Annotated in this window: 28 protein-coding genes; 10 read left to right on the top strand and 18 right to left on the bottom strand. The window is 68.1% G+C overall.

Features of this window, described 5'->3' with window-relative positions; genetic code table 11:
- Window positions 1-7: 7 nt before the first annotated feature.
- Genes U9J66_RS04365 through U9J66_RS04350 form a run of 4 tightly spaced genes read right to left on the bottom strand, consistent with a single transcriptional unit; the run spans window position 8 to window position 3,127 of the window.
- Window positions 8-1,171 carry an acyl-CoA dehydrogenase family protein gene (locus U9J66_RS04365; protein ID WP_326337105.1) on the bottom strand — a complete coding sequence of 388 codons (1,164 nt, stop codon included), beginning with the start codon at window positions 1,169-1,171 and terminating at the stop codon, window positions 8-10.
- 15 nt (window positions 1,172-1,186) lie between these two features.
- Window positions 1,187-1,564, bottom strand: a complete 378-nt coding sequence (locus tag U9J66_RS04360; RefSeq protein ID WP_014911885.1) for an ectoine synthase — start codon at window positions 1,562-1,564, stop codon at window positions 1,187-1,189.
- Window positions 1,565-1,610: 46 nt separating this feature from the next.
- Window positions 1,611-1,871 (bottom strand): acyl carrier protein, encoded by a 261-nt coding sequence (locus U9J66_RS04355; protein WP_017536028.1) that lies wholly within the window; start codon window positions 1,869-1,871, stop codon window positions 1,611-1,613.
- A complete protein-coding gene (locus U9J66_RS04350; RefSeq protein ID WP_326337104.1) occupies window positions 1,868-3,127 on the bottom strand; it encodes an AMP-binding protein in 1,260 nt (419 codons plus the stop codon). Before U9J66_RS04350 ends, U9J66_RS04355 begins: the two co-directional genes overlap by 4 nt.
- An 877-nt stretch (window positions 3,128-4,004) precedes the next feature.
- Between U9J66_RS04350 and U9J66_RS04345 the strand changes: the two genes are divergently transcribed.
- Both U9J66_RS04345 and U9J66_RS04340 read left to right on the top strand, forming a co-directional pair.
- Window positions 4,005-4,154, top strand: coding sequence for a hypothetical protein (locus U9J66_RS04345; protein WP_014911133.1), 150 nt, complete (start codon window positions 4,005-4,007; stop codon window positions 4,152-4,154).
- A gap of 91 nt (window positions 4,155-4,245) precedes the next feature.
- Complete coding sequence (locus U9J66_RS04340; RefSeq protein ID WP_326337103.1) at window positions 4,246-5,067, top strand: AfsR/SARP family transcriptional regulator; 822 nt, start codon at window positions 4,246-4,248, stop codon at window positions 5,065-5,067.
- 25 nt (window positions 5,068-5,092) lie between these two features.
- Here U9J66_RS04340 and U9J66_RS04335 read toward each other — a convergent pair whose 3' ends face one another.
- On the bottom strand, window positions 5,093-6,091 hold the full coding sequence (locus U9J66_RS04335; RefSeq protein WP_326337102.1) for a helix-turn-helix transcriptional regulator: 999 nt from the start codon (window positions 6,089-6,091) through the stop codon (window positions 5,093-5,095).
- Window positions 6,092-6,351: 260 nt separating this feature from the next.
- Between U9J66_RS04335 and U9J66_RS04330 the strand changes: the two genes are divergently transcribed.
- Window positions 6,352-6,642, top strand: coding sequence for a hypothetical protein (locus U9J66_RS04330; protein WP_017536032.1), 291 nt, complete (start codon window positions 6,352-6,354; stop codon window positions 6,640-6,642).
- Between the two features lie 170 nt (window positions 6,643-6,812).
- Here U9J66_RS04330 and U9J66_RS04325 read toward each other — a convergent pair whose 3' ends face one another.
- The 3 genes from U9J66_RS04325 to U9J66_RS04315 are packed head-to-tail and all read right to left on the bottom strand — an operon-like array spanning window position 6,813 to window position 9,219.
- Window positions 6,813-8,042, bottom strand: a complete 1,230-nt coding sequence (locus U9J66_RS04325; RefSeq protein WP_326337101.1) for a Dyp-type peroxidase — start codon at window positions 8,040-8,042, stop codon at window positions 6,813-6,815.
- Window positions 8,042-8,623, bottom strand: coding sequence for a copper chaperone PCu(A)C (locus U9J66_RS04320; RefSeq protein WP_161111796.1), 582 nt, complete (start codon window positions 8,621-8,623; stop codon window positions 8,042-8,044). Before U9J66_RS04320 ends, U9J66_RS04325 begins: the two co-directional genes overlap by 1 nt.
- Window positions 8,620-9,219 carry a copper resistance CopC family protein gene (locus U9J66_RS04315; RefSeq protein ID WP_326337100.1) on the bottom strand — a complete coding sequence of 200 codons (600 nt, stop codon included), beginning with the start codon at window positions 9,217-9,219 and terminating at the stop codon, window positions 8,620-8,622. Before U9J66_RS04315 ends, U9J66_RS04320 begins: the two co-directional genes overlap by 4 nt.
- 257 nt (window positions 9,220-9,476) lie before the next feature.
- Between U9J66_RS04315 and U9J66_RS04310 the strand changes: the two genes are divergently transcribed.
- Window positions 9,477-9,623, top strand: coding sequence for a hypothetical protein (locus U9J66_RS04310; RefSeq protein WP_017536036.1), 147 nt, complete (start codon window positions 9,477-9,479; stop codon window positions 9,621-9,623).
- 203 nt (window positions 9,624-9,826) lie between these two features.
- Here the strand turns inward: U9J66_RS04310 and U9J66_RS04305 are convergent, their stop codons facing one another.
- Complete coding sequence (locus U9J66_RS04305) at window positions 9,827-10,162, bottom strand: hypothetical protein (RefSeq protein ID WP_326337099.1); 336 nt, start codon at window positions 10,160-10,162, stop codon at window positions 9,827-9,829.
- A gap of 443 nt (window positions 10,163-10,605) precedes the next feature.
- Window positions 10,606-11,523 carry an EamA family transporter gene (locus tag U9J66_RS04300; RefSeq protein WP_326337098.1) on the bottom strand — a complete coding sequence of 306 codons (918 nt, stop codon included), beginning with the start codon at window positions 11,521-11,523 and terminating at the stop codon, window positions 10,606-10,608.
- 68 nt (window positions 11,524-11,591) lie between these two features.
- Between U9J66_RS04300 and U9J66_RS04295 the strand changes: the two genes are divergently transcribed.
- A complete protein-coding gene (locus U9J66_RS04295; RefSeq protein WP_326337097.1) occupies window positions 11,592-12,503 on the top strand; it encodes a LysR family transcriptional regulator in 912 nt (303 codons plus the stop codon).
- A 48-nt stretch (window positions 12,504-12,551) separates the two neighbouring features.
- Here the strand turns inward: U9J66_RS04295 and U9J66_RS04290 are convergent, their stop codons facing one another.
- Window positions 12,552-12,983 carry a VOC family protein gene (locus U9J66_RS04290; RefSeq protein WP_326337096.1) on the bottom strand — a complete coding sequence of 144 codons (432 nt, stop codon included), beginning with the start codon at window positions 12,981-12,983 and terminating at the stop codon, window positions 12,552-12,554.
- 161 nt (window positions 12,984-13,144) lie between these two features.
- Here U9J66_RS04290 and U9J66_RS04285 point away from each other — a divergent pair, with 161 nt between their 5' ends.
- Window positions 13,145-13,660, top strand: a complete 516-nt coding sequence (locus U9J66_RS04285; protein WP_326337095.1) for a hypothetical protein — start codon at window positions 13,145-13,147, stop codon at window positions 13,658-13,660.
- A gap of 35 nt (window positions 13,661-13,695) precedes the next feature.
- Here U9J66_RS04285 and U9J66_RS04280 read toward each other — a convergent pair whose 3' ends face one another.
- Window positions 13,696-14,661 (bottom strand): LysR family transcriptional regulator, encoded by a 966-nt coding sequence (locus tag U9J66_RS04280; protein WP_442789850.1) that lies wholly within the window; start codon window positions 14,659-14,661, stop codon window positions 13,696-13,698.
- Between the two features lie 117 nt (window positions 14,662-14,778).
- Here U9J66_RS04280 and U9J66_RS04275 point away from each other — a divergent pair, with 117 nt between their 5' ends.
- Together U9J66_RS04275 and U9J66_RS04270 are read left to right on the top strand one after the other, a co-directional pair.
- A complete protein-coding gene (locus U9J66_RS04275; protein WP_161112549.1) occupies window positions 14,779-15,306 on the top strand; it encodes a DapH/DapD/GlmU-related protein in 528 nt (175 codons plus the stop codon).
- 128 nt (window positions 15,307-15,434) lie between these two features.
- Window positions 15,435-15,686 (top strand): hypothetical protein, encoded by a 252-nt coding sequence (locus U9J66_RS04270; RefSeq protein WP_326337093.1) that lies wholly within the window; start codon window positions 15,435-15,437, stop codon window positions 15,684-15,686.
- A gap of 119 nt (window positions 15,687-15,805) precedes the next feature.
- Here U9J66_RS04270 and U9J66_RS04265 read toward each other — a convergent pair whose 3' ends face one another.
- The 6 genes from U9J66_RS04265 to U9J66_RS04240 form a co-directional block, all read right to left on the bottom strand.
- Window positions 15,806-16,408: a dihydrofolate reductase family protein gene (locus tag U9J66_RS04265; RefSeq protein WP_326337092.1), complete on the bottom strand. Its 603-nt coding sequence runs from the start codon at window positions 16,406-16,408 to the stop codon at window positions 15,806-15,808.
- Between the two features lie 184 nt (window positions 16,409-16,592).
- Window positions 16,593-17,888, bottom strand: a complete 1,296-nt coding sequence (locus tag U9J66_RS04260) for an MFS transporter (protein WP_326337091.1) — start codon at window positions 17,886-17,888, stop codon at window positions 16,593-16,595.
- 238 nt (window positions 17,889-18,126) lie between these two features.
- The gene (locus tag U9J66_RS04255; RefSeq protein WP_326337090.1) at window positions 18,127-18,411 is read right to left on the bottom strand and encodes a putative quinol monooxygenase; all 285 of its coding nucleotides are present in this window, start codon (window positions 18,409-18,411) and stop codon (window positions 18,127-18,129) included.
- A gap of 113 nt (window positions 18,412-18,524) precedes the next feature.
- A complete protein-coding gene (locus U9J66_RS04250; RefSeq protein ID WP_017536048.1) occupies window positions 18,525-18,950 on the bottom strand; it encodes a (R)-mandelonitrile lyase in 426 nt (141 codons plus the stop codon).
- A 338-nt stretch (window positions 18,951-19,288) separates the two neighbouring features.
- A complete protein-coding gene (locus tag U9J66_RS04245; RefSeq protein ID WP_326337089.1) occupies window positions 19,289-20,587 on the bottom strand; it encodes a flavin-containing monooxygenase in 1,299 nt (432 codons plus the stop codon).
- A 15-nt stretch (window positions 20,588-20,602) separates the two neighbouring features.
- On the bottom strand, window positions 20,603-21,667 hold the full coding sequence (locus U9J66_RS04240; protein ID WP_161111804.1) for an S-adenosylmethionine:tRNA ribosyltransferase-isomerase: 1,065 nt from the start codon (window positions 21,665-21,667) through the stop codon (window positions 20,603-20,605).
- Between the two features lie 784 nt (window positions 21,668-22,451).
- Here U9J66_RS04240 and U9J66_RS04235 point away from each other — a divergent pair.
- Together U9J66_RS04235 and U9J66_RS04230 are read left to right on the top strand one after the other, a co-directional pair.
- Window positions 22,452-23,669: a hypothetical protein gene (locus U9J66_RS04235; protein ID WP_326337088.1), complete on the top strand. Its 1,218-nt coding sequence runs from the start codon at window positions 22,452-22,454 to the stop codon at window positions 23,667-23,669.
- Entirely contained in the window at window positions 23,666-24,601 is a 936-nt protein-coding gene (locus U9J66_RS04230) for a carbohydrate kinase family protein (protein WP_161111806.1), read from the top strand. The genes U9J66_RS04235 and U9J66_RS04230 overlap by 4 nt, the downstream gene beginning before the upstream one ends.

The following is a 24,601-nucleotide window of genomic DNA, read 5'->3' as shown; positions in this document are numbered from 1 at the left end:
CCTTCGGTCACAGGCCCAGAGCCTTGGCGATCTTCTGCCGTTGCACGGCGTTGGATCCGGAATAGATGGGGCCGCCGAGGGCGTCACGGACCCCGATCTCCATGCCGGTGTCGGTGAGCACGCCCTCGCCGCCGAACAGCTCGACGGCGGCCTGAGCGGTACGGATATTGGCCTCGCTCGTGAGGATCTTGGCCATCGCCGTCTCCGCGGTGGCCCTGTGCCCGGCGGCGACCGCCTCCCCGGCGGCGTGCAGGGCCCGCCGGGCGTTCTGGGTCGCCATGTGCATCTCCACGACGGTGTCGCGCACGCTCTGGAACTCGGCGAGCGGTCGGCCGAACTGGCGCCGGGTCTCGACCCGCTTCACGACCCGGTCCAGACGATGGCGCATCTCGCCCACGTTGATGACGAAGGCGATCAGGATCTCCCAGGTCATCACTCGGTCGAGGATCAGGAATCCGGTCCCCGCCGCGCCGATGACGTTGGCCCGGGGGACACGGCATCCCGTCAGACGCAGCCGCCCGAAGGGGGAGGTGCGCAGGGTCGACTTGTCCAGCGCCGGACCGAAGTCCGCGCCGGGCGTGCCTCGGGGGACGAGTACCGCGCTCAGACCGAGCGGGCCGGGGGTGTCGGAGGTGCGAACGTAGACGACCGCCAGGTCCGCGACCGGGCCGTTGGTGACGTAGGTCTTCAGCCCGTTCAGTTCGATGTGGTCGCCGTCCGTCCGGCCGGTGGTCGCCATGGCCAGCACGTCCGACCCCGCTTCGGGCTCGGTGATGGCGTGGCAGCCGATGGCCGCTCCGGTGGCGATCGTCGGCAGGTGGCGACGGCGGAGTTCGGAGCTCGCGAACCCGTTGAGCGCGAACCCGGTACTGGCCAGGTGCGTGGCGGCGCTGAAGTTCAGCCCCGCGTCACGGACCGTGTAGCCGAGGTGCTCGACCACGTGCATGAGGTCGGTCAGGGAACAGGCCTGACCTCCGACCTCCTCGGGGAGGAAGGAACCGAACAGGCCCGTGCCCGCAAGCTCCTCCCAGACCTCTCGGGAGAAGACCGCCCGCCGGTCCCGTTCGAGATGACCTCGGTTGATGGTGGGGGCGACCCGTTCGATGCGCTCGCGTAGGCGGGTGAGAGCGATGCCCTCGTCTCGCGGCGGTGCCGCTGTGGTGATCACCATGTCGGGCACGTCCGGTCAGTAGGAGGAGAAGTCGGGTGACGTGAGGTCGTGCCGCTCGTCGCCGCGGAGCGGCGGGTTGAACACGCTGACGAGCTCCAGATCCTCGTGGGCGCCGGCGATCAGCAGGTGCGGGTCGTGCTGATCCAGGGCGTAGAGGACGCCGGGGGAGAGGTCGATGCGGGTACCGCCGTCCTTGCTCTCGACGAACCCGCTCCCCCCGATGCAGTAACACGCTTCCAGGTGGTTCGCGTACCGGAGTCGGGAGACGGTCCCCGCGCGCACCACGGTGTGGGCGACGGTGAACCCCAGGCCGTCCTCCTCCACCAACAGCCGTTCGCTGGTGCCGTTGCCCCAGTCGATGGTCTCGGTCTTCTCTCTGGAACGCTTGAACATGTCTTCTTCTCTTTCTCGATCTGTCGAACTGAATTCTCGGGACGGGTCAGATCCGCTGTCCGGTATTGGTTTCGATGAAATCCGCGATCGCGTCGATGGTGCGGAAATTCGAGGGGGAGATCTCCACGTCGGTGACGGGCACGTCGAAGGAGGACTGGATCCACTCCACGAGTGCCAGAAGGGAGAGGCTGTCGATGACGCCGCTGGTGAGAAGGTCGTAGTCGCGAGGGATGTTCTCCCCGGCCAGGTCCGGCGCGTGGACGGTCACGATGCGTTCCCGAATACGGTCTCGGATATCGTCGGTCATGGCGTTCGCCTTTCGAGGAATCTGTTGATGGTGCCGTTCCGGTCGGTCTTTCCCGTCCCGGTCACCGGAAAGGGTTCCGTGGTCAGGAAGGTCCGTCCGGGTACGGCCGTGGGGGTCAGGGCCGAGGAGACGGCCGAACGCAGGGCGAGGTTGGACACGGAGGCGCCCGGGTCGACGAGCACGGCCGCGATGAGCTCCCGGTCGCCGGACCCCTTGGCGTGGGCCGTCACCACGGCGTCGACCACGCCGTCCTGTCGACGCAGCACCGTTTCGATCGCGTCGAGGGACAGGCGGACACCGCGTACCTTGACCTGACGGTCGCTCCGTCCGGTCAGGCGCAGAGTGCCGTCGGTGTCGACGGTGACCAGGTCGCCCGTACGGAACTCGCGTCGACCTTCGAAGGTCCGCCACACGTCGTTCGGAGCGTTGACGTATCCCAACGCCTGGAAGGGGGTGGACACGAGCAGTTCGCCGCCATCGGAACCGTCGACGCGGTGGCGGACCCCGTCGATGGGGCGGCCCAGTTCTCCGGGCGTGGCCCGACGCAGGTCGAGGAGGAAACCGTCGTTGATCTCGGTGCTGCCGTAGACGCTCCACAGCGCGGCCCGGGGAAAGGTCGAGTCCAGGGCGGGCAGCGTCTCCAGGGGATAGAAGTCGCCGGTGGAGATCACGTGGCGGACTCGGGGCACGGGGGCGCCCGCACGGGCGATGAGGGTGAGGACGACCGGTACGGCCTGAAGGAGGCCGACGTCGTACGTGCGGGCCATCGCGGCCAGAGCCGGACCGTTGGTGAGGTCCTCCTGAGGGGCGAAGACGACCTGGCCGCCGGCGGCCAGGACCGCCCACACGTCCAGGGTGGCGATGTCGAAGTTGATCGGGGAGAGGCTCAGGGAGACCGTGTCGGGTCCCAGGTCGAAGTGATCGCGGGCCCAACGGACGAAGCGGTCGACGCCCTCGGGATCGTGGGCGACGATCTTGGGGCTGCCGGTCGAACCGGAGGTGGTGGTCCACAGGCCGTACACGTTCCGCCACGCGCCGGGGGCGTCGGCGAAGGCGGCCAGGTCCCGGTCGATCCGGGAGACGTATTCGGCGCCCGCGTCGTGCGGAACGAGGAGGGCGGGACGGCGGAACCTCTGAGCGATGAGGGTCTCGATCACGGCCCGTCCGTCACGGCCGGCCCGTACGACCTGGACGCCGTGGGGAGGGACCTCGGGGGCGGCGGTGTTCACCGCCGTGACCAGTCGCCGGTAGGTCATCTCTCCTTCGGCGAACCTCAGCGCCACTGCCTCCGGTCGTCGGCGGGCATGTTCTCGAATCGATTCCCAAAGGGTGGGAGTGGCCATGGTCATCGCCTCCTCGGTCATGAGAACGGTGGATGTTCCTGTATGGGCTCATACGTCGAACGGGAGGTTTTCCAGGCCGATGCGGGAGAGATGTCTCCCCCTGGGCGGAGCGGAGATGCCGAAGAACGTTCGACTGCCAGAGCAGAACATAGGTAACGTCGTCACGGCTTGGCAATACCGTTTCTGAAAATTCCCTCGGTGTGGAACGGGAAAAAGGGGAGGTGCGAACCTCGGACAAGGGGATTCTCGTTTTCCAAGGTCGTTCTTCGACCGATTCTGGACGAGGGCTCCAGTGATTCTCGAGCGCGGCGCGGGCGGGGTCGGCGTGTGCCCGCGTGGGCCCGGGCGCCGCCGTCCCCGGGGTGTCGGAGGGGATCTCCATCACCGAGGAGACGGATGGTGAGAGAGGGGAGAAAGTGGATCCTCAGGGGGAGAGGACCCTTCTGAACTGGGAGGACGTGGACGGTGTCCCTCTCCGTCCCCGGTGTCCCGAAGGTGTTCGCCCGGGTGTCCCCTGGAGCGGGGCGGCCTCCTCCGAGACGGGCCCTCTCGTGCCCTCGGGCCTTCGGGCAGGTGGGGCATGGTCCTCACATGGCAGCTTGGTGCCATTGCAGGAGTAGGCCAGTCGATCGTGCTGACAGTCGACTCGTGAACGTCGATGATGGAAATCAGATCGGCGGTTCGGAGAGCGCCCTCACCGACTCCGAAGCCGCGCGATGAACCCCAGAAGTCGCAGAATCATCTTCGATGCCGTGGACTCCTCGGCTCACGAAAAAGGGAAGAGACCTTCATGGGCAAGATCACGAACTTCTTCTGTGTCGTCGGTATCACCGCCGCCTGTGTTCTCGTGGACGGTGGACCGATCGTCGAGCGGAATTCCACCGGGGTCCTGGCCGGAGAGGGTTATTCCTGCGAGGAGTGCGGCGCCGGTTGGCAGTGACCTGAAAGGGTCGATGGAGAGGGGAGGGCGTCCCTATGGGGCTCCCGTCCCCTTTTTTCCCGGAGCGTTCGTCCGAAAGAGAGAAGAGTCGGTGAACTTTACGATTCTGGGCGCGTTGGAGATTCTGAAGGACGATCGGGAGTGCACCCCCAAGGCTCCGAAGGTCCTCCAGGTCCTGGCCCTGTTGCTTCTGAGAGCCAACCATCCCTTACCCATGAGTGTCCTGGTCAGGGAGCTCTGGGGGGATCACCCGCCGAAGAGCGCGGTGACGACCGTGCAGACCTACGTGTGTCAGCTGCGCAAGGCCATCGAAGAGGTGGACACGGCCACGGAGGAACCCGAGTACCTGCTCACCCGCTCCTCCGGATATCTGCTGCGGGTCTCTCCCGAACAGGTGGACGCGCTGGTCTTCCAACGGCTGCTCGGCGAGGGGAGACGCCTCCTCGAGGAGGGGCGCACCGACGCGGCCTCGAAGCGCCTCGGTGAGGCGCTGGATCTGTGGTCCGGCCCCTGCCTGGCCCACGTCTCCCGCGGACCGCTGATCGAACCCCACGCCGTCCGTCTGGAGGAACAACGGCTGCACGCGCAGGAACTGCGCATCCGCGCCGAGCTCCTCCTGGGGCGTGAACGGGAGTCGATCGGAGAGCTGCGCTCTCTGGCGATGGAGTATCCGCTGAACGAGTGGTTCCATGGCCGGCTCATCCACGCGTTGCATCGGGCCGGGCGCCGGGACGAGGCGTCGACGGCCTACCGGCGGCTGCGACTGGCCCTCTCGGAGGAACTCGGCCTGGAGCCTTCGCTTGAACTACAGACCCTTCATCAGGAGGTGCTCGGCGCGAGCCCGGCGCCCCCCGAGCCTCGACGGCGGCCGCGAGGTCGACCGGAGGGTTCCGTCCCCCTGGTGACGGGATGACCTCCACGGCCGGGCCGGTCGGCGTTCATCGCACCTTCCGCCCTTCCGTGACCCCGCCGAGGGAACGTGTGTCGATCCACCCCAGCGCGGTCGCGAGGACGCCGGCCTGGAAGCGGCTTCGAGCGCCCAGACGGCGGCTGAGGTCCGCGGTGATCCGACGCGCGGTGCGCACGGACACCCCGAGTTTGCGGGCGATGGTCTCGTCGGTGTTGCCCTCCGCCAGCAGGTTCACCACCGCCTGCTCCTGCGTACTGAGGCCATGAGGGTCACGTGGAGTGACCGAGGAGCCCAGGGGTCGGGCCTCCTCCCACACGTACTCGTACAGGGCCATCAGGGCGGTGACGGCGCCGGAACCGCGCAGGACCAGGGCGCTCGCGGAGGTGTCGTCGGGATCGGTGGGGATCAGCGCGATGGCGCGGTCGAAGAGGACCATCCTGGTCGGCAGGGTCGGCACGGTGCGGATCCGGGCTCCGAGCTCGGTCAGCCGGGAGATGTACTGGACCGTCTTGGGGTCGTTCATCACGCTGTCGAGGTAGACGTCCCGCAGTTCGACGCCTCGTTCGAGCAACAGCCGGTCCAGCGGGAGGCTCGCCTCGAGGTTGTCCTGGGTCTGGGCGCCTCCGTCCGCGAAGGTCCAGAGCGAGTGACGACAGTCGTGCACGAGCTCCTCGATCCGCAGGCGGATGGCGTCGATGCCGTGGAGCTGTTCGATGTCCATCACCGCGCGGGTGCCGGGGCTCTCCTCGAACTCGGAGATCAGTTGGGTGATGGCCGTGCGCGCGGTGGCCAGCTCTCGCTGCCGTTCCAACAACTCGGCCTCCTGCTGCCACAGCAGCGTCTGGAGGCCGAACTCGGGTCTCACCAGGACCAGCTTCTCGGACTGCTCCCACGAACGTCGGATCAACGACAGTCGGGCCAGTTCGTCGAGCGCCGACCGTACCCGTTCCGTCGGCCAGTCCAGGATGCGTCCGAGGTCGCTCACACCGGCATGGGGCTCGGCGAACATCGCTCGATAAACGCTCACCGCGTCTTGACCGATTCCGATCGATCCGAACACGACTCTCCTCCGGTCGCCTCTTCCGCATCGACCCACCGCGCCGCGTGGTACGGCGAGCCTGTCGACTTATGGGTACGGCGACACGATCTCTGTGAAACTTGCGTGCCAATTGTGGAGTCTTCGGGGGGTGCTCGCAAGAGTGGTTCGTGGCCTCTTCAGGACAGAAATCGCTTGCTCGTATCTTTCCGTCGGGTTAACGATGTCCTGGCGAACGGGCGGAGAATAGCATGAGAATCGTACGCTTGAGGTTGTCCGTTCGCGGTCCGTTTCCCTGTGGGGAGATCAAGGAGGAGGTCTACGCACGCTCCGACCCCGAGGACATGCTGGAACACCTTTATGTCGAAACGTGTGCGGGGCGGGCGGAACTCGTTTTCTTCCTCCACGAGGACATCAGGGGGAGCGCGGAGGTGACCGTCCTGCGGCTGTGGAGAAGAGTGACGAGTCGTGACCCTTCGTGGCGTACGTGGTCCGTTCTGGAAGTCGGTTCCATTCGAGACATCGACCCCGGGAAGGCCTGAGCCGCTTTTTTCGGGGGAGCTTTTATTCGCTCTGGAATTCCATCCTCGGAGAACACCGTCCCCCGAGACGAGAACGGCCCGCGGTGAAGATCTCGACGGATCCACCCCGTTCCACCCGCGCCGGGGGAGCGGCGGGGCCGGGAGGAGACCCGGCCCCGCGAGACGCGCCCTCAGCCCTCGAACAGGGTCTGTCCGACGAAACCGCCCTCGGAGCAACCCGGCGGAAGGGCGAAGACCGCCGAACCGATGTGGGTGATCCACTCGTTGAGCAGGTCGAGCTCGTCCAGGCGGCGTTGGATCGGGACGAACTGGCGGTCCGGATCCCGCTGGTAGCAGGCGAACAGCAGTCCGGCGTCCTCTCCGGTGGCCGATTCGTAGTTGTAGGCCCGGCGAAGGATCCGTTCGTCCGGATCCTCCGAGCGGGCGCGGCGGATGTGCGCGTACTCGGCGATCACCGGGAACCCGAGCGGCGTCGTCGCCTCCAGATCGGGTTCGTCGTGCTCGCTCCCCCCGGTGAGGGGCGCGCCATCGTCCAGCCGACGCCCCACCGAGTCCTCCCGGCCGGGCCGGTCGAGCCGGTCCCACTCGTCCAGGTCCATGGAGATCCGCCGCAGGACCAGGGCGGTCCCACCTCGCAGCCATCCGGGGGACTCGGCTCCGCACCAGACGAGGGGGTCGAAATCCTCGTCCTCCGGCCCGGGGTTGACCGTGCCGTCGACCTGGCCGAAGAGGTTGCGCATGGTGGTCCCGTCGGGCTCGGCTCCGTACGCGCGGCGAAAGCCCTCTTGAGACCACCGGACCTCACCGAAGGCACGGGTGTCCTTCAAAAGCATGCGCACGGCGTGCGAGAGCGTCAACGGGTCGTCGGAGCACACCTGGAGGAGGAGGTCGCCATGGGACCAGCGTTCCTCCAGACGGTCGGTCTCGAACTCCGGCAACGGGCCGAGCCAGTCCGGGACCGCCTTCGGGTCGACGCGTTCCACCAGCCCCGGCCCGAAACCGAAGGTCACGGTCAGCCCGGACGGGGCCGTCGCCAGTTCGGGTTCGGTGTCGGCCAACGCGGACTCGCCCCGGGTGAGCCGGGAGGCGTCGTCGGAGAGCAGGGTGAGCAGGCGCCGCACCCCGTCGGCGTCCACGTTCTTCTTCAGGTCGACCCCGATGAATCGGGCGTGGGCCTGGGGCGGGGTCGCCACCCCCGCCTGGTGGGCGCCGTGGAAGGGGTACGTGCGTCCGCCGTGCACCCGCTCCGCGTTCGCGACCGTCTCCGCCGGCGCGCGCAGCGAGCGGATCAGGGCGTCACCACCGCCGAGGGTCATCGCGCCCACCCCGGCGGCGGCCGCGCCGCCCAGCAGGACCCTTCTGCGCGAGGGCCGGGGGCCGTTCTCGGCCGGACGTTCCATCAGTGACCCCCGTGGTCCTCATCGGAGTCCCCGTGCCCCTCGTGGTCGCCGTCGTAGTTCTCATTGGCGCCCTCGAAGTCCTTGACCGGGGCGGTGAACTCCTGAGTGGAACCGTCCTCGAATTCGAGCGTGACGGCGACCTCGGCCCCGGGCTCCAGGTCCCGGGTCAGGTCCATGATCATGATGTGGTCGGCGCCGGGGGAGAGTTCGTGCTCGGATCCGGCGGACACGGAGAAACCGCCGTCCTTCTCCCGCATGAGCGTGTTGCCGTCGTCCCCGTCGACGACCTCGTGGAGTTCGACCATGGCGGAGATCTCCTCGGCGGTGGCGGCGACGATGACGGCGTCCTCCTCGCCCTCGTTGATCAGGACACCGAAGGCCGCGGTCATGCCGTCGTCGGCGGAGGCCGCCTTGATCCACGGGTCGGTGATCGAGACCGATTCGGCCTGGAGGGCGGAACCCTCCTGAACGGCGGCCTCCTCTTCGGTCGGGGCGGGAGAGGCGCAGGCGCCCAGGAGCAGGGCCGCGCTCAGGGCGGTCGGCGCCAGGAGGGAACGCGTGGTGAGGGCGGTCATGGTCATCGGGTCTCCGTTTCGTTCGGGGTGATCTGGCCGGCCGGTCGAGGGACACGACCGGCGGCGTTGCGAAAGCGCAGGTAGGCGGTGTAGAAGAGGAGCCCGATCAGGGCTCCGACCAGGGACAGGACGGCCTCGCGGGGGAGCCCGGCGGTGGCGGGGGCCGCGGCGGCGTCGGTGTCGTCCTCGCCGTCGGGTTCCGCGGGCGGAGCGGCCTCCAGATCGGGAGGCGGAGGCCCGCCCTCACCCACCTGGAAGGTGAAGGAGCCGCTGATCGGGTGTCCGTCGCTGGAGACCACACGCCAGCGGACCGCGTACCCTCCATCGGCCATCTCGGGGGGAAGTTCGACGCTGACGTCGTGCTCCTCGACGAGCGGCTCCGTCGTGGCCACGGCCTCGGACTCGGAGTCCAGGACCAGCACGGCGGTGGAGACGTCCATCGGACGGCCGCTGAAGGTGAGCCGGACCTCCTCCGGAGCGGAGTCGAGCGTCTGCTCGTCCTCCGGGGACGAGGCGATCAGAGCGTCATGGGCCAGCGCCGGCGCCGGTGAGAGCAACAGGGTGGTGATGGTGGCGCAGAGCACGGTCGCGGGGACCCGCATGAATCCTCCTCGTCGGGGCGACAACTCGGTCGGCACAAGGAGAGTCGTCCACCACCCGTCCCCGGTTCCCGCGGTATTCGAGGATTTCCCGAAGCGGGCCCCGAGGCCCCGGTCGAAGGGGCCGTCTTCACCCGCTTCTTCAGGGAGCGCTACGACGACGGAACATCGGAGACGACCCTCTTCTGCGCCCTCCAGCCCCTGTACACCGAGGCACCGGTCGACCCGGAGACGAGGCCTGGACGCTGGAGCGTCGGATCATGTTCGACCCCGACACCGGTACGCCCCTGGTGGTCACGGTCGAGACGGAGTCGGGAGAGGTGGAGGGCGGGGAACTCCCCATGACGAACCACTACGCGGTGATCTCGGAGACCGCCTGGGTCGCGGAGACCGAGGAACCGCCCTGAGTCGTGAGACCGGCGGGCCCTCCACAGAGGTGCGTGGCCCGCCCGGTGCGGTATCGAGAGCGCCCACCCGGTGGGTTCGAGCGGCTCGGGAAGGATGTTCACCGGGCTCGTGTCCAGGGTGACGCTTCCGTGGGACTTGCACAGGGGGATCGACTGTCGCTAATGTCCGTTTTTATTCGTGGGAATCTTCTTCTCGCGGATACTCACATCCCCCTCATATCGAACGGCACCCTCATGCGTCGTTTCTCGAACCGCGCGACGGCGGCTTCGGCCGTCGCGTTCCCGGATCGCGCCGGCCCCCGGAGCGCGGTCGGGCCCTCGCCGGATCCACGGTCGAACGGCGACAGCGTCTTCGCCTCCCTTCCGATGGCGGCCCCGTGATGAGGGACAAGAAGAGATGGCTGCTGATCGCCTGTCTTCAGGCCGCCGTCCTGGGGTTTCTGTGGTGTATAGCGAAGTTCGAGGCCTGGAGCGAGGGCGAGGTCTCCATCTTCACGAAGTACGCCGCCGTGGTATGGGTGATCGCCATGGTCTGTCATGGGATTTCGTTCTTTCTCGAACCCGACACCGAAGATGACCGAGATAGCGCTCCGTAGTTTTCTTTTCGGTGTGTTCTTTACAGGGGGCTCATGCTGCGGTCCGCGCTCGCTTCAAGTATTGTCGGAATCATCCTCTATGGAATAGGTCTCCTGGTGGATGTGCTGCTCTTCGGTAATGACGGATCCTATTTCAAATTCTTATTATCCGCCTGGTCCGTCGTGGGTGTGATCTCTTTCGTCTGGCTGACGATCCGATCCAAGAACGAGCGTTCCGATGCACGGGACCCCGAGGACGAGTGATGGCGCGTGATCACGATGAGGGCGGTGTGAGGGGTTCGGTGCGTAACGGCCGGCAGGCGGTCCTGGCGGCGGTGGCCGGAGCACTCACCGTGACCGAGGCATGGGGTCCGTCTTCGGAAGGCCCCTGAACCGACCGGTGTCCCTCAGCCCCGACCCCGTCCACCGGAGGAGGCGGCGACGGTATTGGCCGTGACGATCACCGCGATCGCCCCCCACGCCCAGGCGTCGAGGTGCTGGCCCAGCACCACCATGCCGATCAGCGCCGCGAACACCGGATTCACGCTCATGAACACCCCGAAGAAGTGCGCGGGCACCCGACGCAGCACCAGCAGGTCGGACAGGAACGGCAGCACCGAGCACAGCACCCCCGCCACCATCGCGCACGCCACCGCGAGGACGGTGGGGGAGTGGTGCCAGAACACCCACAGCCCCACCGGAAGGTAGAGCGCGCCGGAGACCATCGCCGCGGCGGCCGAGCCCTGGACGCCGGGCACGCGTTTTCCGACCGACCGGTTGAGCAGGATGTAGCTGCCCCAGAACACCGCCGCGAGCAGGGCCAGACCGATGCCCACGTAGTCGGTCGAGGGCGTGGGGCGCATCAGGACCGCCACGGCCCCGGCGGCCGCCGCCGCGCACAGCCAGTCGACGCGACGTCGGGATCCGGCCAGTGCCACCACCAGCGGACCCAGGAACTCCAACGTGACCGCGAGGCCGAGTCCGAGCCGGTCGACCGCCGCGTACAGGGACAGGTTGATCCCCGCGAACACCACCGCCAGCCCCAGCACCGACCGCCACTGCGCCGCGGTGAAGCTCCGGAACCGGGGCCGTCCCACCGCGCCCAGGACGATGGCGGCCACCCACTGGCGCACCGCCACCACCCCGGCCGGGCCCAGGACCGGGAACGCCAGGGCGGCGATCGACGCCCCGGTCTGGTTGGACAGGCCACTGCCCAACAACATCGCCACCCCGATCCGGCGGTCGCGCGCAGAGGAGGCGGGGGTGGAGGTCTGTGGTTCGAAGGCGTCGACGGCGGGGGCCGGGCCGGTGGAGGAGTCGGGCATGCCCTCACGATGGGGCCGACCTCGGGATTCGCAAAATGCATTCGATGGGGGATCCATACGATGGGCGTATGGATGAGATCCGCGACGACTCACCGACCGTGAAGGCCCTGGAGCTCAAGCAGCTGCGCTACCTGGTCGCCATCGTCGACACCGGGAGCTTCACCGAGGCCGCCCACCGGCTCGGCACCTCACAGGCGGCCGTCTCCCGCACCCTCTCCGCGCTCGAACGGCTCCTCGGCGTGCGGCTGCTGCACCGCACCAGCCGCAGCGTCGCCCCCACCACGGCGGGCGTGCGGGTCCTGACACGGGCGCGGATCCTGTTGGCCGGGGCCGACGAACTGGTACGGGAGGCGACCAGCGGCCACGTCCGTCTGCACATCGGCCACGCCTGGTCGGCCTTCGGGCGCCGGACCACCGAGTTCCAGCGACGGTGGCACGCCGAGCACCCCGAGACCGAGCTGCGTCTCATCCGCCACGATTCCCCCACGGGAGGGCTCGCCGAAGGACTGTGCGACATCGCCGTGGTCCGCTCGCCCAAGGAGCTCGCTCCCTGGTCGCACGCGTTGATCGGGCACGAACGCCGCTACGTCGCCGTCGCCTCCGACGACCCCTGGGCCCGCAGGCGTCACGTCCGTCTCGGTGAGATCCCCGCGCGCACCCTGCTCATCTACCGCCGCACCGGCACGACCGGGCCGGACCTGTGGCCCGAACACGAGCGGCCCGCCGTGGAGTACACCCACGACATCGACGACTGGCTCGCCGACATCGCCACGGGACGCTTCGTCGGCATCACGCCCGAGGCGACCGTCTCCCAGTACCGGCGCCCCGGCGTCGCCTACCGTCCGGTGCGCGACGCCGACCCGGTGTCCGTGCACCTCATCTGGCGCCCCCACGACCCGCACCCCGCCACCCACACGGTGATCGCGCTGGCCGCCGCCCTCTACCGGGAGGGCGGCGACGAGACGAAGGGGCGTCCCTGAGAGGACGGATCGGGTGCGCGGCCGCCGCCGGGTTCCAGGTGTGAACGCTCAGCCGAAGACGACCGTGCCGTCGTCCTCCACCCGCCATCCGGGGTTGTGGGCGATCTCCCAGATGACGCCGTTGGGGTCCTGGACCAGACCGTGGAAGACCCCGCCGAAATCACCCTGCCGCGGAGCCTTGAGGATCCGGGCGCCGGCCTCGGCCATCTCCCCGACGGTGCGCTCCACCTCGGAGGGGCTGTCGACGTTGTGCGCGAGGGTCAGCCCGGAGACCCCACCGACCTCGATGGTGCCGCCCAGGTCCTGGGAGAACTTCTCGGTGTCGAACAGCCCCAGCATCTGGCCCGGGGCGATCTGGAAGAAGAGGATCTCTCCGGGGACGTCCATGAGCGGTTCCCAACCGAGCCCGTCCCGATAGAACGCCCTGGCGGCGTCGAGGTCGTCGGTGGCCAGGGTGATGAAGTGGACCCGCTGTTCCATGTCGCCTCCGTCCTCGGTGCCCCCGTGCGTCGAGAGCGTTCGTGGTGCCCGTGTTACACGAGTGCCCTGACAGAACGGTGAAGGAACACACGAAGTGGCGCGGCCGAGCTCCGTTCACCTCCCACCGCGGGGATGTCCGACCCTGTGACTAGGCTGCCCGCATGCCCGAACCCGAACGCGTGACCCGGTCCATGTTCTTCGACCTCCACCCGATATCCATGCCTCGAACACTGCCGCGCGTGCCCGAACGCCTCTGGTCGGAGGACGACTGGGAGCGCATCCGCCTCGGATGCAGGTCGGCGAACATGGACGAGAAGTGGAACGTCTTCACGGAGGAGGAGACCGTCTTCCTGCACCGAAGCTGGACCGGTATCGGAGTCTTCGCCGCCACCTTCGCCCCGGTGGAGGGCGGTGGGCGGCGGATCGTTCACGCCGTGGCCGAACGCGACCCCGAGTGGTACGGGGGCACGGACGACGATCACGACAGCCTCATGATCGAAACGGTGCTCCGCTTCGTCGTACTCGGTGAACCGGTCGACGATCTCCGCTCGAAGCTGGTGGACTCGAAGCATCGACAGGTGGGTTCCGACGACGCTCCCGCCGGGCTCCTCTTGCACAGCGCTCTGGGACTACGTTCGGACGCGGGTCGCGGCAAGAGAACCGAAGAGACCGGCTGACCCCCGCGCACGTGGGGGCGACGCACTCGCCGGCCTCACCCACCGGGGCGTGCCCGTCGATCCGGAGCGTCGGGGCGGCGATCGGCCCAGGACGGGACCCACGTCTCGCCCTCCGGGCGCGGTCGGGAGGCACGCAGGTGGTCGCGCAGCGCGGCCAGTACGGGATGCCGATCTCCGGCCCGGGACAACAGCAGGTGCGGGTAGACCGGGGTCGGATCGCGCAGCGGGATACGGCGCAGGTCGTGGCTCTGGGGCCACAGGTAACGGTCGCCTGCGGTGATGAGGGTGGCCAGTGCGGAGGACGCCGCCAGCGAGTCCATCAGCGCCTCATCACCGAAGTGGGGGCCGAGCGCGTCGATGCTCAGCCCGAACGTCTCGGACAGCGCCCGATAGAACGCCTCCCACTCCGTGCCCGGCCGGATCCCTGGGATCCAGACGCGGTGCCCGGCCAGATCCGCGGGCCTGACCCGGGGTGCGTCCGCCAGCGGATGGCCGGGACCGACCAGCAGCTCCAACGGCGCGTCCAGGAGCCGTTCGGCGTCGAGCCCGGCCGGTATCCGATCGGCGGGCAGGGCGCGGAAGGAGGCGTCGACGGTTCCGTTCAGCACCTCCTGGGCGACCTGGTCGGCGTTCCTGTCGTCGAGGGTGACCGTGTCCAGGGCCGTCTCGGGATGGGCGCGGTAGAACCCGTAGACGGCCTGGGCCGGCGCGATGCGCTGGTTGAGGACGTCCACGCGCAACGGACGGTGGCCCGGACGCATGGCCTGCTCCGCCTGCTCGACGGCGGCCAGGACCTTCCGGGCGTGGGGCAGGAAGAACCGTCCGTTCAGGCTCAACCGTGAACCTCGCGGGGCGCGCACCAGGAGGGAGACCCCCAGGTGCTTCTCCAGGCTCGCGATCCGCTTGGACACCGCCTGCTGGCTGATCCCGAGGTCGCCCGCGGCCGCCTGGAAATGGCCCGTCTCGGCCACGGCCACGAAAGTGCGCAGCGCTTCGATCATCACACCGGCATCCTATGGACACAACGAACGGTTGTGCGTCGATGGTCTCCGAGTGGTTTGAGCGCACCCTCGTCGGGGTGCTGGAATCAGCGCATGTCCACTCGAACGAAGCAGATCATGTACGTCCGAAGCCCCGATTTCGAGCAGCACGCGGAGCGGATCATGGAGGTGACCGACGCGACCTCCCGTCTGAACGTGCTGCCGTTCAGCGATACTGAAGGCCGTGCCGAACTACTTTCGGTTGTGTTCGGCGGCCCGTTGCCGGAATCGGTGACGATCTACCCGCCCTTCTACACCGAGCACGGCCTGAACACCACGTTCGGCGAGAACGTCTTCGTCAACCAGGGATGCACGTTCATGGACAAGGGCGGTATCGACATCGGCGACGGCGTCATGATCGCCCCGAAGGTCAACCTCATCACCGGAGGTCACCCCCTCCCCCTCGCCGAGCGCCGCGAACACCTCTCCTTCGCCCCGATCGTCATCGAGGACCACGTCTGGATCGGGACGGCCGCCGTGATCACCCAGGGCGTGACCGTCGGCACCGGCGCGGTCGTCGCCGCGGGCGCGGTGGTCACCCATGACGTTCCGCCCCACACCATGGTCGCCGGGGTCCCCGCCCGGGTGATCAAGAAGATCGACTGACCCGGATCCGTTCGGAGGGGTGTACGCGAAGGTGTCCGAGGTGCTCCGGTATCACCTGAGGGCCAGGGGGCTCAAGGGAACCCTCATGGGGGGGTGTCCATCGGCGTGTGGACCTCTAGCATCGAGCCATGGACGCCCCCACCATTCGCCCTCCGGAAAAGGACGAGCTTCCCGCTCTGGCGGAGCTTCGATGGCGGTGGGTCCTCGACCAAGGGGGCACCCCCGCCGTCGAACGGGAGAGGTTCGTCCGCGACTTCGTGGATTGGGCTTCGCGTAACGAGTCGACGCATCGACCGGTGATCATGCTGCACGGAGGGAAGCCCACCGGTATGCCGGTGGTGCGGGAGGAGACGGGCTCGGTCGACGTCGGAGGGCTCTGAACAGGCCGAAGGGCGCCGTCCGCTCGTCTGTTCCTCCAGCTCGCGAGAGGCGGGGCCTCCCGCTTCCCGTGACTCGGGCTGATGCGAGGCGCCCCCTTCTGAACGGAGGTTCGACGCGTCTAGGAGACCTCGGTGTCGTCCGTCGCGCGGCGGTAGGTGGTGATCAGCACCCCGGACGGGGTCGCCCGTGTGGAGGCCAGGGTCAGGTGACGAGGGACCGTGCCCTCGGCGAAGAGCCGCTTGCCGCCGCCGAGGAGGAGCGGAAGGACCAGGATCCGGTACTCGTCGACCAGGTCGTGCTCGATGAGTGTCCACAGGAGATCGCCGCTGCCCGGCACCACGATCTCCCCCTCCACCTTGGTCTTGATCCGATCGACCTCCGTCGCCAGGTCGGCGCCGAGGAGGACGGATCCGGCCCACCGGAGCTCCCGGAGAGTACGAGAGGCCACGTATTTGGGCATCGTGTTCATCGCGGCGATCGCGGGGTCGTCCATGTCGCCGTACGGCCAGGTGCTCGCGAAGATCTCGTACGTCTTGCGGCCGAGGAGAAGAGCTCCGGCGCCGGCCGTGGTCTCGCTCATGAACCGTCCCACGACATCGTCGACGTAGGGCGGGACCCAGCCGCCCTCGTCGAACCCGCCCTCTCGATCCTCGTCCGCGGACAGGACCGACTGCACGACCCCGTCCAATGACATGAAGTCGACCGCTACCAGACGTCCCATGACCCGATCCCTTCGATGTGTCCTTTTCTGTGGATATGGACGGTGTGTCGGGAGGGGAATCATCGGTGTTCGGAGAAAGGTATCGACAGACCCTCGCCCGGAAGAGGGGGACCAGAGCCCCGGTGGTGCGCTCCGGCCGGCCTGTTCACCGCTCCGACCAGGATCTTTCCCTCTCGGCCACGGCTCAGACATCGTGTTCGCGCACCAGCCCGATGAGCCGGCGACCGAAGAACAGCACCACCACCAGACTCACGGCGCTCACCAGTACGTAGGGGACGCGGAGGGCGTTGGCCTGCCCCAGCACGGGGGTCAGTGATGAGACCAGGACCCCACCGAGCGCCATACCGACGGCGCTCATGCCCCAGCCGACGGTGCGCATGGCGGCGTTCACCCTGCCCAACAGATGGTTCGGGGTGACGCGCTGCCGGATCGAGGTCATCGCGACCGCGTAGCCGAGCACCAGGCCGCCGGAGAGGAGGTACACCCCGGCCACCACCGGGGTGATCGGGAACAGTGACACCAGCAGGTACAGCAGGCCGCTTCCGGCCAGGCAGAACGTCGGTAGGGTCCCGTGCGGCAGGACGGAACGCGTCCAGGAGACCATCTGGCCGCCGACGATCCCACCGATGGCGGCGAAGGCCATGAGCAGGCCGAACCCCGTCGAGCCCAACCCCAGGGTGTCGCGGACGAACAGGACCTGGGTGGAGAGCAGGGTCGCGTAGGTGGTGTTGACGAAGATCGCGATGATCGCCACGCCGCGCAGCAGAGGCTGATTCCACACGGCACGGACACCCTCGACCACGTCCTCGCCCACACCGCGGAGCCCGCGTGGCGCTTTCGATGAAGAGCCGAGGGCGGGCTCGGATCCACCGTCCCCGGCCGGTGCGGTCGCCCGGACGCGTACGAGGGCCGCCACCGATACCAGTAGAGCGGCGATGTTGAACAGGAACGGTACGAACAGGCCCAGCGTCAGGACGAAACCGCCCAACGGTCGTCCGGTGAACTCCTGCGCCACGATCGCTCCGGAACGGAGGTGTCCGTTGGCGCGTTCCAGTTCGCCTCCGGGGACCAGCGAGGTCACCGTCGTCTCGGCGGCGGTGTCGTAACAGACCTCCAGGACACCGAAACAGAACGCGAAGGCCGCGAGCAGCGGGATCGACGCCTGGCCGGAGAACACCGCCAGCGCCAGCGACGCCCACAGGAGTACCCGCAGGGAATCGGCGGAGATCATCAACGTGAAACGGGGGACCCGATCCACCAGTACCCCGACCGGCAGCGCCAGAAGAAGCCAGGGCAGCCGCCCCGCGGTGGCCACGGCGGCCACCAGGGCGGCGTCGTCGGGAGCCAGCGAGGAGGCCAGCCAGGGCATGGCGATCATCGCCACGCCGTCACTCAGATTCGAGGCCAGTGACGCCGACCAGAGCGCCCAGAACCGTCCGCCGAGTGGCGTTCTCGACGCTCGGATCGTGGGGTCGGACATGGGGCACCGACCTTTCGCGCACCGGTGCTCCGGGAGGTTCCCGAGCGGGGGGCCGGGACACGGCGTCAGGTTAACAAGGCGGGAAGGACCCGGGACACACCTGCGAACGAGACGAACTCGAGTATGTCCGTGCTCGGCGTGAAGGCGTTCGTCTCTGAACCGAATCGATGGTTTCGACCTGCGGGAACGGGTTTGAGCGTTGTCGTTCGACCGTGCTCTCGAGGGCGAGACGCTCCCACTATGGAGCCTCCACCCCGGAGATCAGGTAGCGGCTCACCTCGGCGTCGAGAATCCGGGGCATCCGTTCCGGCTCCGGTCCCGAGCCCCGGAAGCGCAGAAGGTCCTCGACGGTCTCCCAACGCTCGTACACGTTGATCCGGCCCGGTTCGACGAGGTCGGCCGTGAGGGAGAAGTCGAGGCAGCCCTCGGCGGTTCGGGCCTGTTCCACGACGCTCACGCACCCGGCCAGGTACGCGTCACGCGTGGCGGCGTCCACCAACAGTTTCCCGGCGATGATGATCATGCTTCTCCTCGTGCTTCGCTCGTTCATCCGATGTCGAGGTGGGGGACCATCGACTCGTGTACCGAGGAGGTAGACCGGTCGGGGCCACGAAACTCATCGCCGTCGTGGTCCGCTCATCCTCTGGTCTTCGGGGCGGCGGCGACCAGGGCCGCGGCGTACTGTCGGTCGGTCACGGGCTCCGACCAGGTGGTGCCGTCTCCGTGCCCGTCACCGACCACCATCGCGAGGTGGGACATGAACCGCTCGTCGGTGGCGCCGTGCCAGTGCTCCTCGCCGGGCGGGCACTTGATGGTCTGACCGGCGGTGGCGCGCACGACGCTCCCGTCCCGGGTGCCGACCAGAGCGACACCGTCGACGACGTGCAGGACCTGGCCCAGGGCATGGGAATGCCAGTTGGTGCGGGCGCCGGGAGCGAAGCGCACCAACGCCACCGCCAGACGCGCCGGCTCGGCGGGGGTCTCGATCATGTCGAGGTGGACCTCCCCGGTGAAACGTTCGGCCGGGCCCTCGAGGGTCACGGTCCCGGTGATGAGCTCCATGGCGATCCTCCCGCGCGGTGATACGGCTCCGTGATGGTCGGTTCCATGATCGTCACCGCGTCGCCGGCGAACCGTCGTTCGACGGCGGGTCGGTCGCCTTTTGCCGCGTTTTTGTCCCGGAGCCGGACGGACCCCGGGGAACATCGGCCGACCGGAGGAAAGCCGCTTCGGCGCTGTGGGAATGCGTGACGCCTACGAGTTCCTTGTCGCCTCGGGTTTCGACGGTCGTCTGATCAGCGGCTGAGCGGTAGGGGCGTGGAGGTCGCCCCGAAGGGGCGACACCGCCCACCGTGTGCACGGTTCACCCCACCGAGGAACCCTTCGTGGACGTACGGATCTCATCGGCGCGGGTCGTGGCCGGCGTCGGAACGCAGCCTCGTCGCGATGTACTCGGCGTCCGGAGGGAATCCGGCCACGGTTCCCGAAGCGCAGGTCCGGAGCCCGTCGAAGCCCAGCCAGTAGAAACCGTCGACGTCCGTTTCACAGCCGTTCGGGGTGCCGTGGGCGCCCAGGGGGCGGCGGATCTCGTCGACGCGCAGCCAGCTCAGATCCGTACGCCAACCCGTCGCCCAGAGGACGGCGCGAATGCCGTGCTCCCGGAACGACAGGTCGAGGGGCGGCTTCGATGATGCCAGCGGCGGGTGGGGGATCCACTCCGGTTCGACCGTCGGCGACGGATAACGTGATCGCTCCGCGGGGTCCAGGTCCTCGATCCAGGCCTCGATCCTGTCGATCAGCCTCTCGTACCCCCGTTGGGCGAAGGCGATGTTGGCGTGGAGGTCGTCTCGGAACGTCGCGACCGCCCCGTCCTCGGAGATGCCGTCCAACCTTCCCAGCAGGCGTACCCCCATACGGGCCAGGGAGTGATGGGAGATCGGATGGTCGTGACCGACGATGGGCATGGGGTCGGCGTGCTCCCGGGGGTGGCCGCACTCCTCCCTCGGGGCCGTCAGGGATCCGAGCCGGTCGAGCCAGAACATGATGTCCTCGCCACGGTGGTCGCGTGGACTGCCGGCCACTCTCGACGTCGCCAGATGGACCTCTCGGCCCGCGCGCGCCAACTCCTCGCCGAGTTGCATGCCGGTCTGTCCTCCGCCGACGACCAGGACCGCGCCGTCCCTCACACTCGACGGATCGGTGTAGGTACCGACACGGAGCTGCTGGATCTCGGGTCCGAGGCGGGCCGCGAACCCGGGGATCCGCGGCGACTGGTGCTCGCCCGGGGCGGCCACGACGTTGAGCGCGTCGTAACGGCGTGGGCCGTCGCCTCCCCGGACGGTGACGATGAAGCGTCCCCCCTCGGTCCGTTCCACCGACCGGACCCGTGTCCGTTCCCGCAGGGGGAAGCCTCTCCGTGCGATATGCGCGTCCCACATGCGGAGCATCTCTTCCAGCGGGACGCTCCGCGTGCCGTCGGGGACACCATCGCTCTGTCCCATCATTCGCGAGTACGCGATGGGCGAATTGATCCTGAACGAATTCCAGCGCGCGGAGCGCCACTGCTCGAGGGCGCGGGCCTTTTCCAGAACCACGTGCTCCCGGCCCTCGCGTTGCAGAACGTGGCTCATGCAAAGGCCCGCGTGGCCACCACCGATCACCACCGTGTCGATGCGCTCCGTGGGTTCCGTGGTGGTCATTCCGATATCCCTTGTCTAGAGGATCAGCATGCTGTCGCCGAACATGTCGAACTCGTATTCGCCGTCGTCGACGATCTCGCTATAGGATCGCATGACGAGGTCCTTTCCACCGAACGCGGCGGTGAGGACGATATGGCTGGATCGTGGGCGGTGGAGATTGGTCAGTAGGACGTCGATGATCTTGAATCGGTACCCCGGGTGGATATAGAGGTCCGTCCAGTCCTTTCGTGGTTCGATCGTTCCCCCGGACTCCTTGTCGATCGGGAGCGATTCGAGAGCGCGCATGACCGTCGTGCCGACCGCGACGACGCGTCTTCCCTCGGATACGGCACGGGTGAGTCGCGTGGCGGCCTCCGAACCGATCTCGAAGTATTCGGGGCGCACTTCGTGGTCCTCGACGTTCTCCGCGCTGATGTGGCGGACCGCGAGGATCTCGGTGGCTCCGACGTGCAGCGTGATGTACGCCAATTCGACGCCCTTGTCGACGACGCGGTCCAGCAGTTCCTTCGAGAAGTGCAGACCGGCCGACGGGATCTCCAGTGATCCGGGGGTCTTCGCGTAGACCGAACGGTAGGCGTCCGGCCGCTCCCGCCACGAGGTCGGATCGAGGTGGATGTTCTCGTCCACGCGCCGTCCGTGCCGGTCGAGGGTCTCGATCAGCAGCTCGGCGGGTTCGAACGCGACCTTCCACAGGTCGTCGGGTTGTGATTCGAGGAGCGTACACGTGAGCCGTTCGTCGTCGACGGACGTGAGGGCCTCTCCCCGGCGCAGCCGCTCTCCGGAGGAGATCTTCACGATGTTCGTGCCACCGGGCTCATGGCCGTAGACGTTCAGATCCAGTGTCCGATCGCCGTGCCGGAAGGTCAGCGTGTTCGACAGCATGTAGCTGTCGTTCAACACCAGAAGGTCGCCCGGTCGGAGATGGTCCACGATGTCGGAGAACACCGTGTGCTCGACCGTGTCCGCGGAGCGGTCCAGGACGACCATCCTGCCGTTCTCCCGCTTCTTGCCGCGCAGTTCGACGGGGTCTGCGGGCATGACGCGCTTCTCGGTGTCGAAGTCGAATTCCTCGGTGCGCATGATCCGTGTTCTCCTGTTTCTGGCAGCACGATAGATCACGACCACGGGTTATTCGGTGGCCGCTTCTTTGTGGCTCTTCTCGGGGCAGGGGAGAGGATTCGCTGTGGTATGCGGAGGTGGTCGGAGAGCGGTGCCCGGGGGGCTCCGTCACTTCCCTCGTGAAGGCGACGACATCATCGTCATGCAGGCAGGAGGGGGTCCGGGAAGAAGCCCGGAGTGAAGTGATCGACGCTCGGAGGGGTGGAAAGATATTCCTCGGTCGATATCTCCGTCGGATCGATCGTATGTTTCCCCGCGGACCCGATGAAGACCGTTGTCACCGAGGATGCCTCCGAATCGATTCGTGTCCGGCCACCGACGCACGGCTTAACATTCCCACTTGTGTTACGTTCACACAACCCTCCTGTGGAAGGGATATACCCACTGGTCTTCCTCCTGTTCGATTCGGCTTGTCCGACCAGGAATGTTTCATGGTCTTCGAATATTCGTCACGGTGGTCGAGGAGGGGACCCGTTCGCCCCGACCCCGCGTGGGGCGAGAACGAGACCCGATCACCTGAGTCGGCGCTCCCGCCGACGGTCCCCCCTCGTCACCACCCTTGAACCCACGGAGGCGCCCCATGCCCGGAACCACTTTCTCGATCCCCTGACCGGCCCGGTCCGTCGGATGTCCAGTGACCGTCCGGCCGGCTGTCCAGAGACCTGTCCAGAACCGGCTCGCACTCTCGGGGTGGCCGCTCACGACCGGTGGGCGACACTCAGGGAGGTACGAAGTGCGGGAATGGATGCACACCCCGATCGGGGTGGAACCGGAACGCTGGACGACCTGGTCGGATTGTCGGAGGGTGCTGGCCGTCGCCCACACCGTCGCGGACGCGCAGCGGCTCATGGACCCTCTCGCGGTCCTGGCCGCCGACCACAGGGTGCAGGTGGTGTTCACCATCGCCCCGCACTCCGTGTTCGGTGCCGGGGTGGAGGAGTGGCTCAACTCCATGGGGGCGGTGGTGGCGCCTTGGGAACAGGCCGTCCGCTCACGATTCGATCTGGCGTTGGCCACCAGCGTCAGTCGAGAACTGGATCGGGTGCTCGCCCCCGTCGTGCTGTTCGCGCACGGGGTGGGGTTCAACAAGCTCGTCCCGGCCCCAGGCCCCGGACAGGACGGGCCGGAACGACAGCCCTACGGGTTGGCCCGCGACGGCCTGGTCCGCGATGGGCGGCTGATCGCGACCCGTCTGGTGCTGGCCCATACGCGTGAGAGGACGCGCCTGGAACGGGTGTGCCCCGAAGCGGTGCCCGGCGCGCGGGTGGTCGGAGACGCCGCCGTCGATCGGATCCTGGAGTCCCTGAACCGGCGTGAGGAGCACCGGCGTCGACTCGGTGTCGGTTCCGAGGAGAGGCTCGTGGTCGCGACCTCCACCTGGGGCACCTCCTCCCTTCTGGGGGCCGGACGTGAACACCTGGACCGGCTCGTGCGGGAGGCCCGCACGCGGCGATGCCGCGTGGCGCTGCTGATCCACCCCAACGTGTGGGCCGCGCACGGCACCTGGCAGGTCCTCTCCTGGCTGCGCCCCTGGAGTGAGGCCGGTCTGATCGTGGTGCCCGTGACCGCCGAGTGGACCGGTGTTCTGGCCGCCGCGGACGCGGTGCTCGGGGACCACGGATCGACCTCCCTGTACGCGACCCTCCTGGGGCGTCCCATGCTCCTGGCCCCGCACGGGGAGGGCGACATCGACCCCGCCTCGCCCATGGGACGCGCCCTCCGGACCCTTCCCAGGGCCACCACGGACGGTTCCATCCTCGACCGGCTTCTGCGCGAGCTCTCGCTGTGGGAACGGTCCACGCTGAGGTCTCTCGCGACCGAGGTCTGCTCTCACCCCGGCCGCTTCGCCTCGCGGATCAGGGCGGTGCTCTACGAACTGCTGGACATGCCCGAACCCCAGGGGCCCGCGGCCGCACGGCCTTCGTCTTCGCTCTCCTTCGACCTCCCCGGGAGGAACCCGTGAACACCGAACGTCGCGTCGTCGTGGCCGGGGTCGCCAACCTGTGCACGGCCACCGAAGTGGACTCCATCGACCTGACCGAACCGCGCCGCCGCGCCGAGACCCACAGGATGGTCACCGGCGTCAGCGGGGTCGGCGCCAACCTCGCCGTCACCCTGCGCCGCCTGGGCACGCACGTGGACCTGTGCACGCTCGTGGGCCGGGACGTCCCCGGCCAGGCGGTCCGGGCCGGTCTGGAACGGGAGGGCCTCTACGGGCCCGGATGCGTGGACACGCCCTCCTCGCCCCTGTCCGTCTGCCTGATCGACGAGGAGGGACACCAGCTCACCTCGACCTACCTGGACCGACTCAACGACGCCCTCTACCCGACCGAGGTGTTCCGGGAGATGGTCCAGGGCGCGGACCTGGCGGTGCTGACCAACGTCGGTTTCTCCCGGCCGCTCATCGCCCACGCTCGGAGCGCGGGTGTGCCGATCGCGGTCGACGTGCATCGCATCGCCGACATCCACCAGCCGGGGCAGCGGGCCTGGTTGAACAGCGCCGACGTCCTCTTCTGTTCCCATGAACGGCTGCCGTGCCCGCCTCGGCGATGGATCGAGGAGGTGTTCGAGGCCTACCCCGGCTGCCTGATCGCCGGGGTCGGGCTCGGTGCCGAAGGCGCCATGGTGGGGACCCGCGACGGGATGTTGGTCAGCGCCCGGACCCGCCCTCCCCGACCGCCGGCCAACACCGTCGGCGCGGGGGACACCCTCTTCGCCTCCTTCCTGCACGGGTGGTTGGCGGCCGGCAACCCGGCACAGGCCCTGCACGACGCGGTGCTCCACGCCTCCTGGTTCGTCGGGGAACTCTTCCCCAACACCGGCAGGCTGGACACCGGAGAGCTGGGAGAGTTGGCGCGCACGCACCCGGTCCACCTCGTCGTGGACCGCTGGTGA

This window comes from Nocardiopsis sp. LDBS1602 (assembly GCF_035818715.1).
Lineage (GTDB): Bacteria > Actinomycetota > Actinomycetes > Streptosporangiales > Streptosporangiaceae > Nocardiopsis > Nocardiopsis alba.
This window is presented reverse-complemented; position numbering and strand designations above follow the sequence as displayed.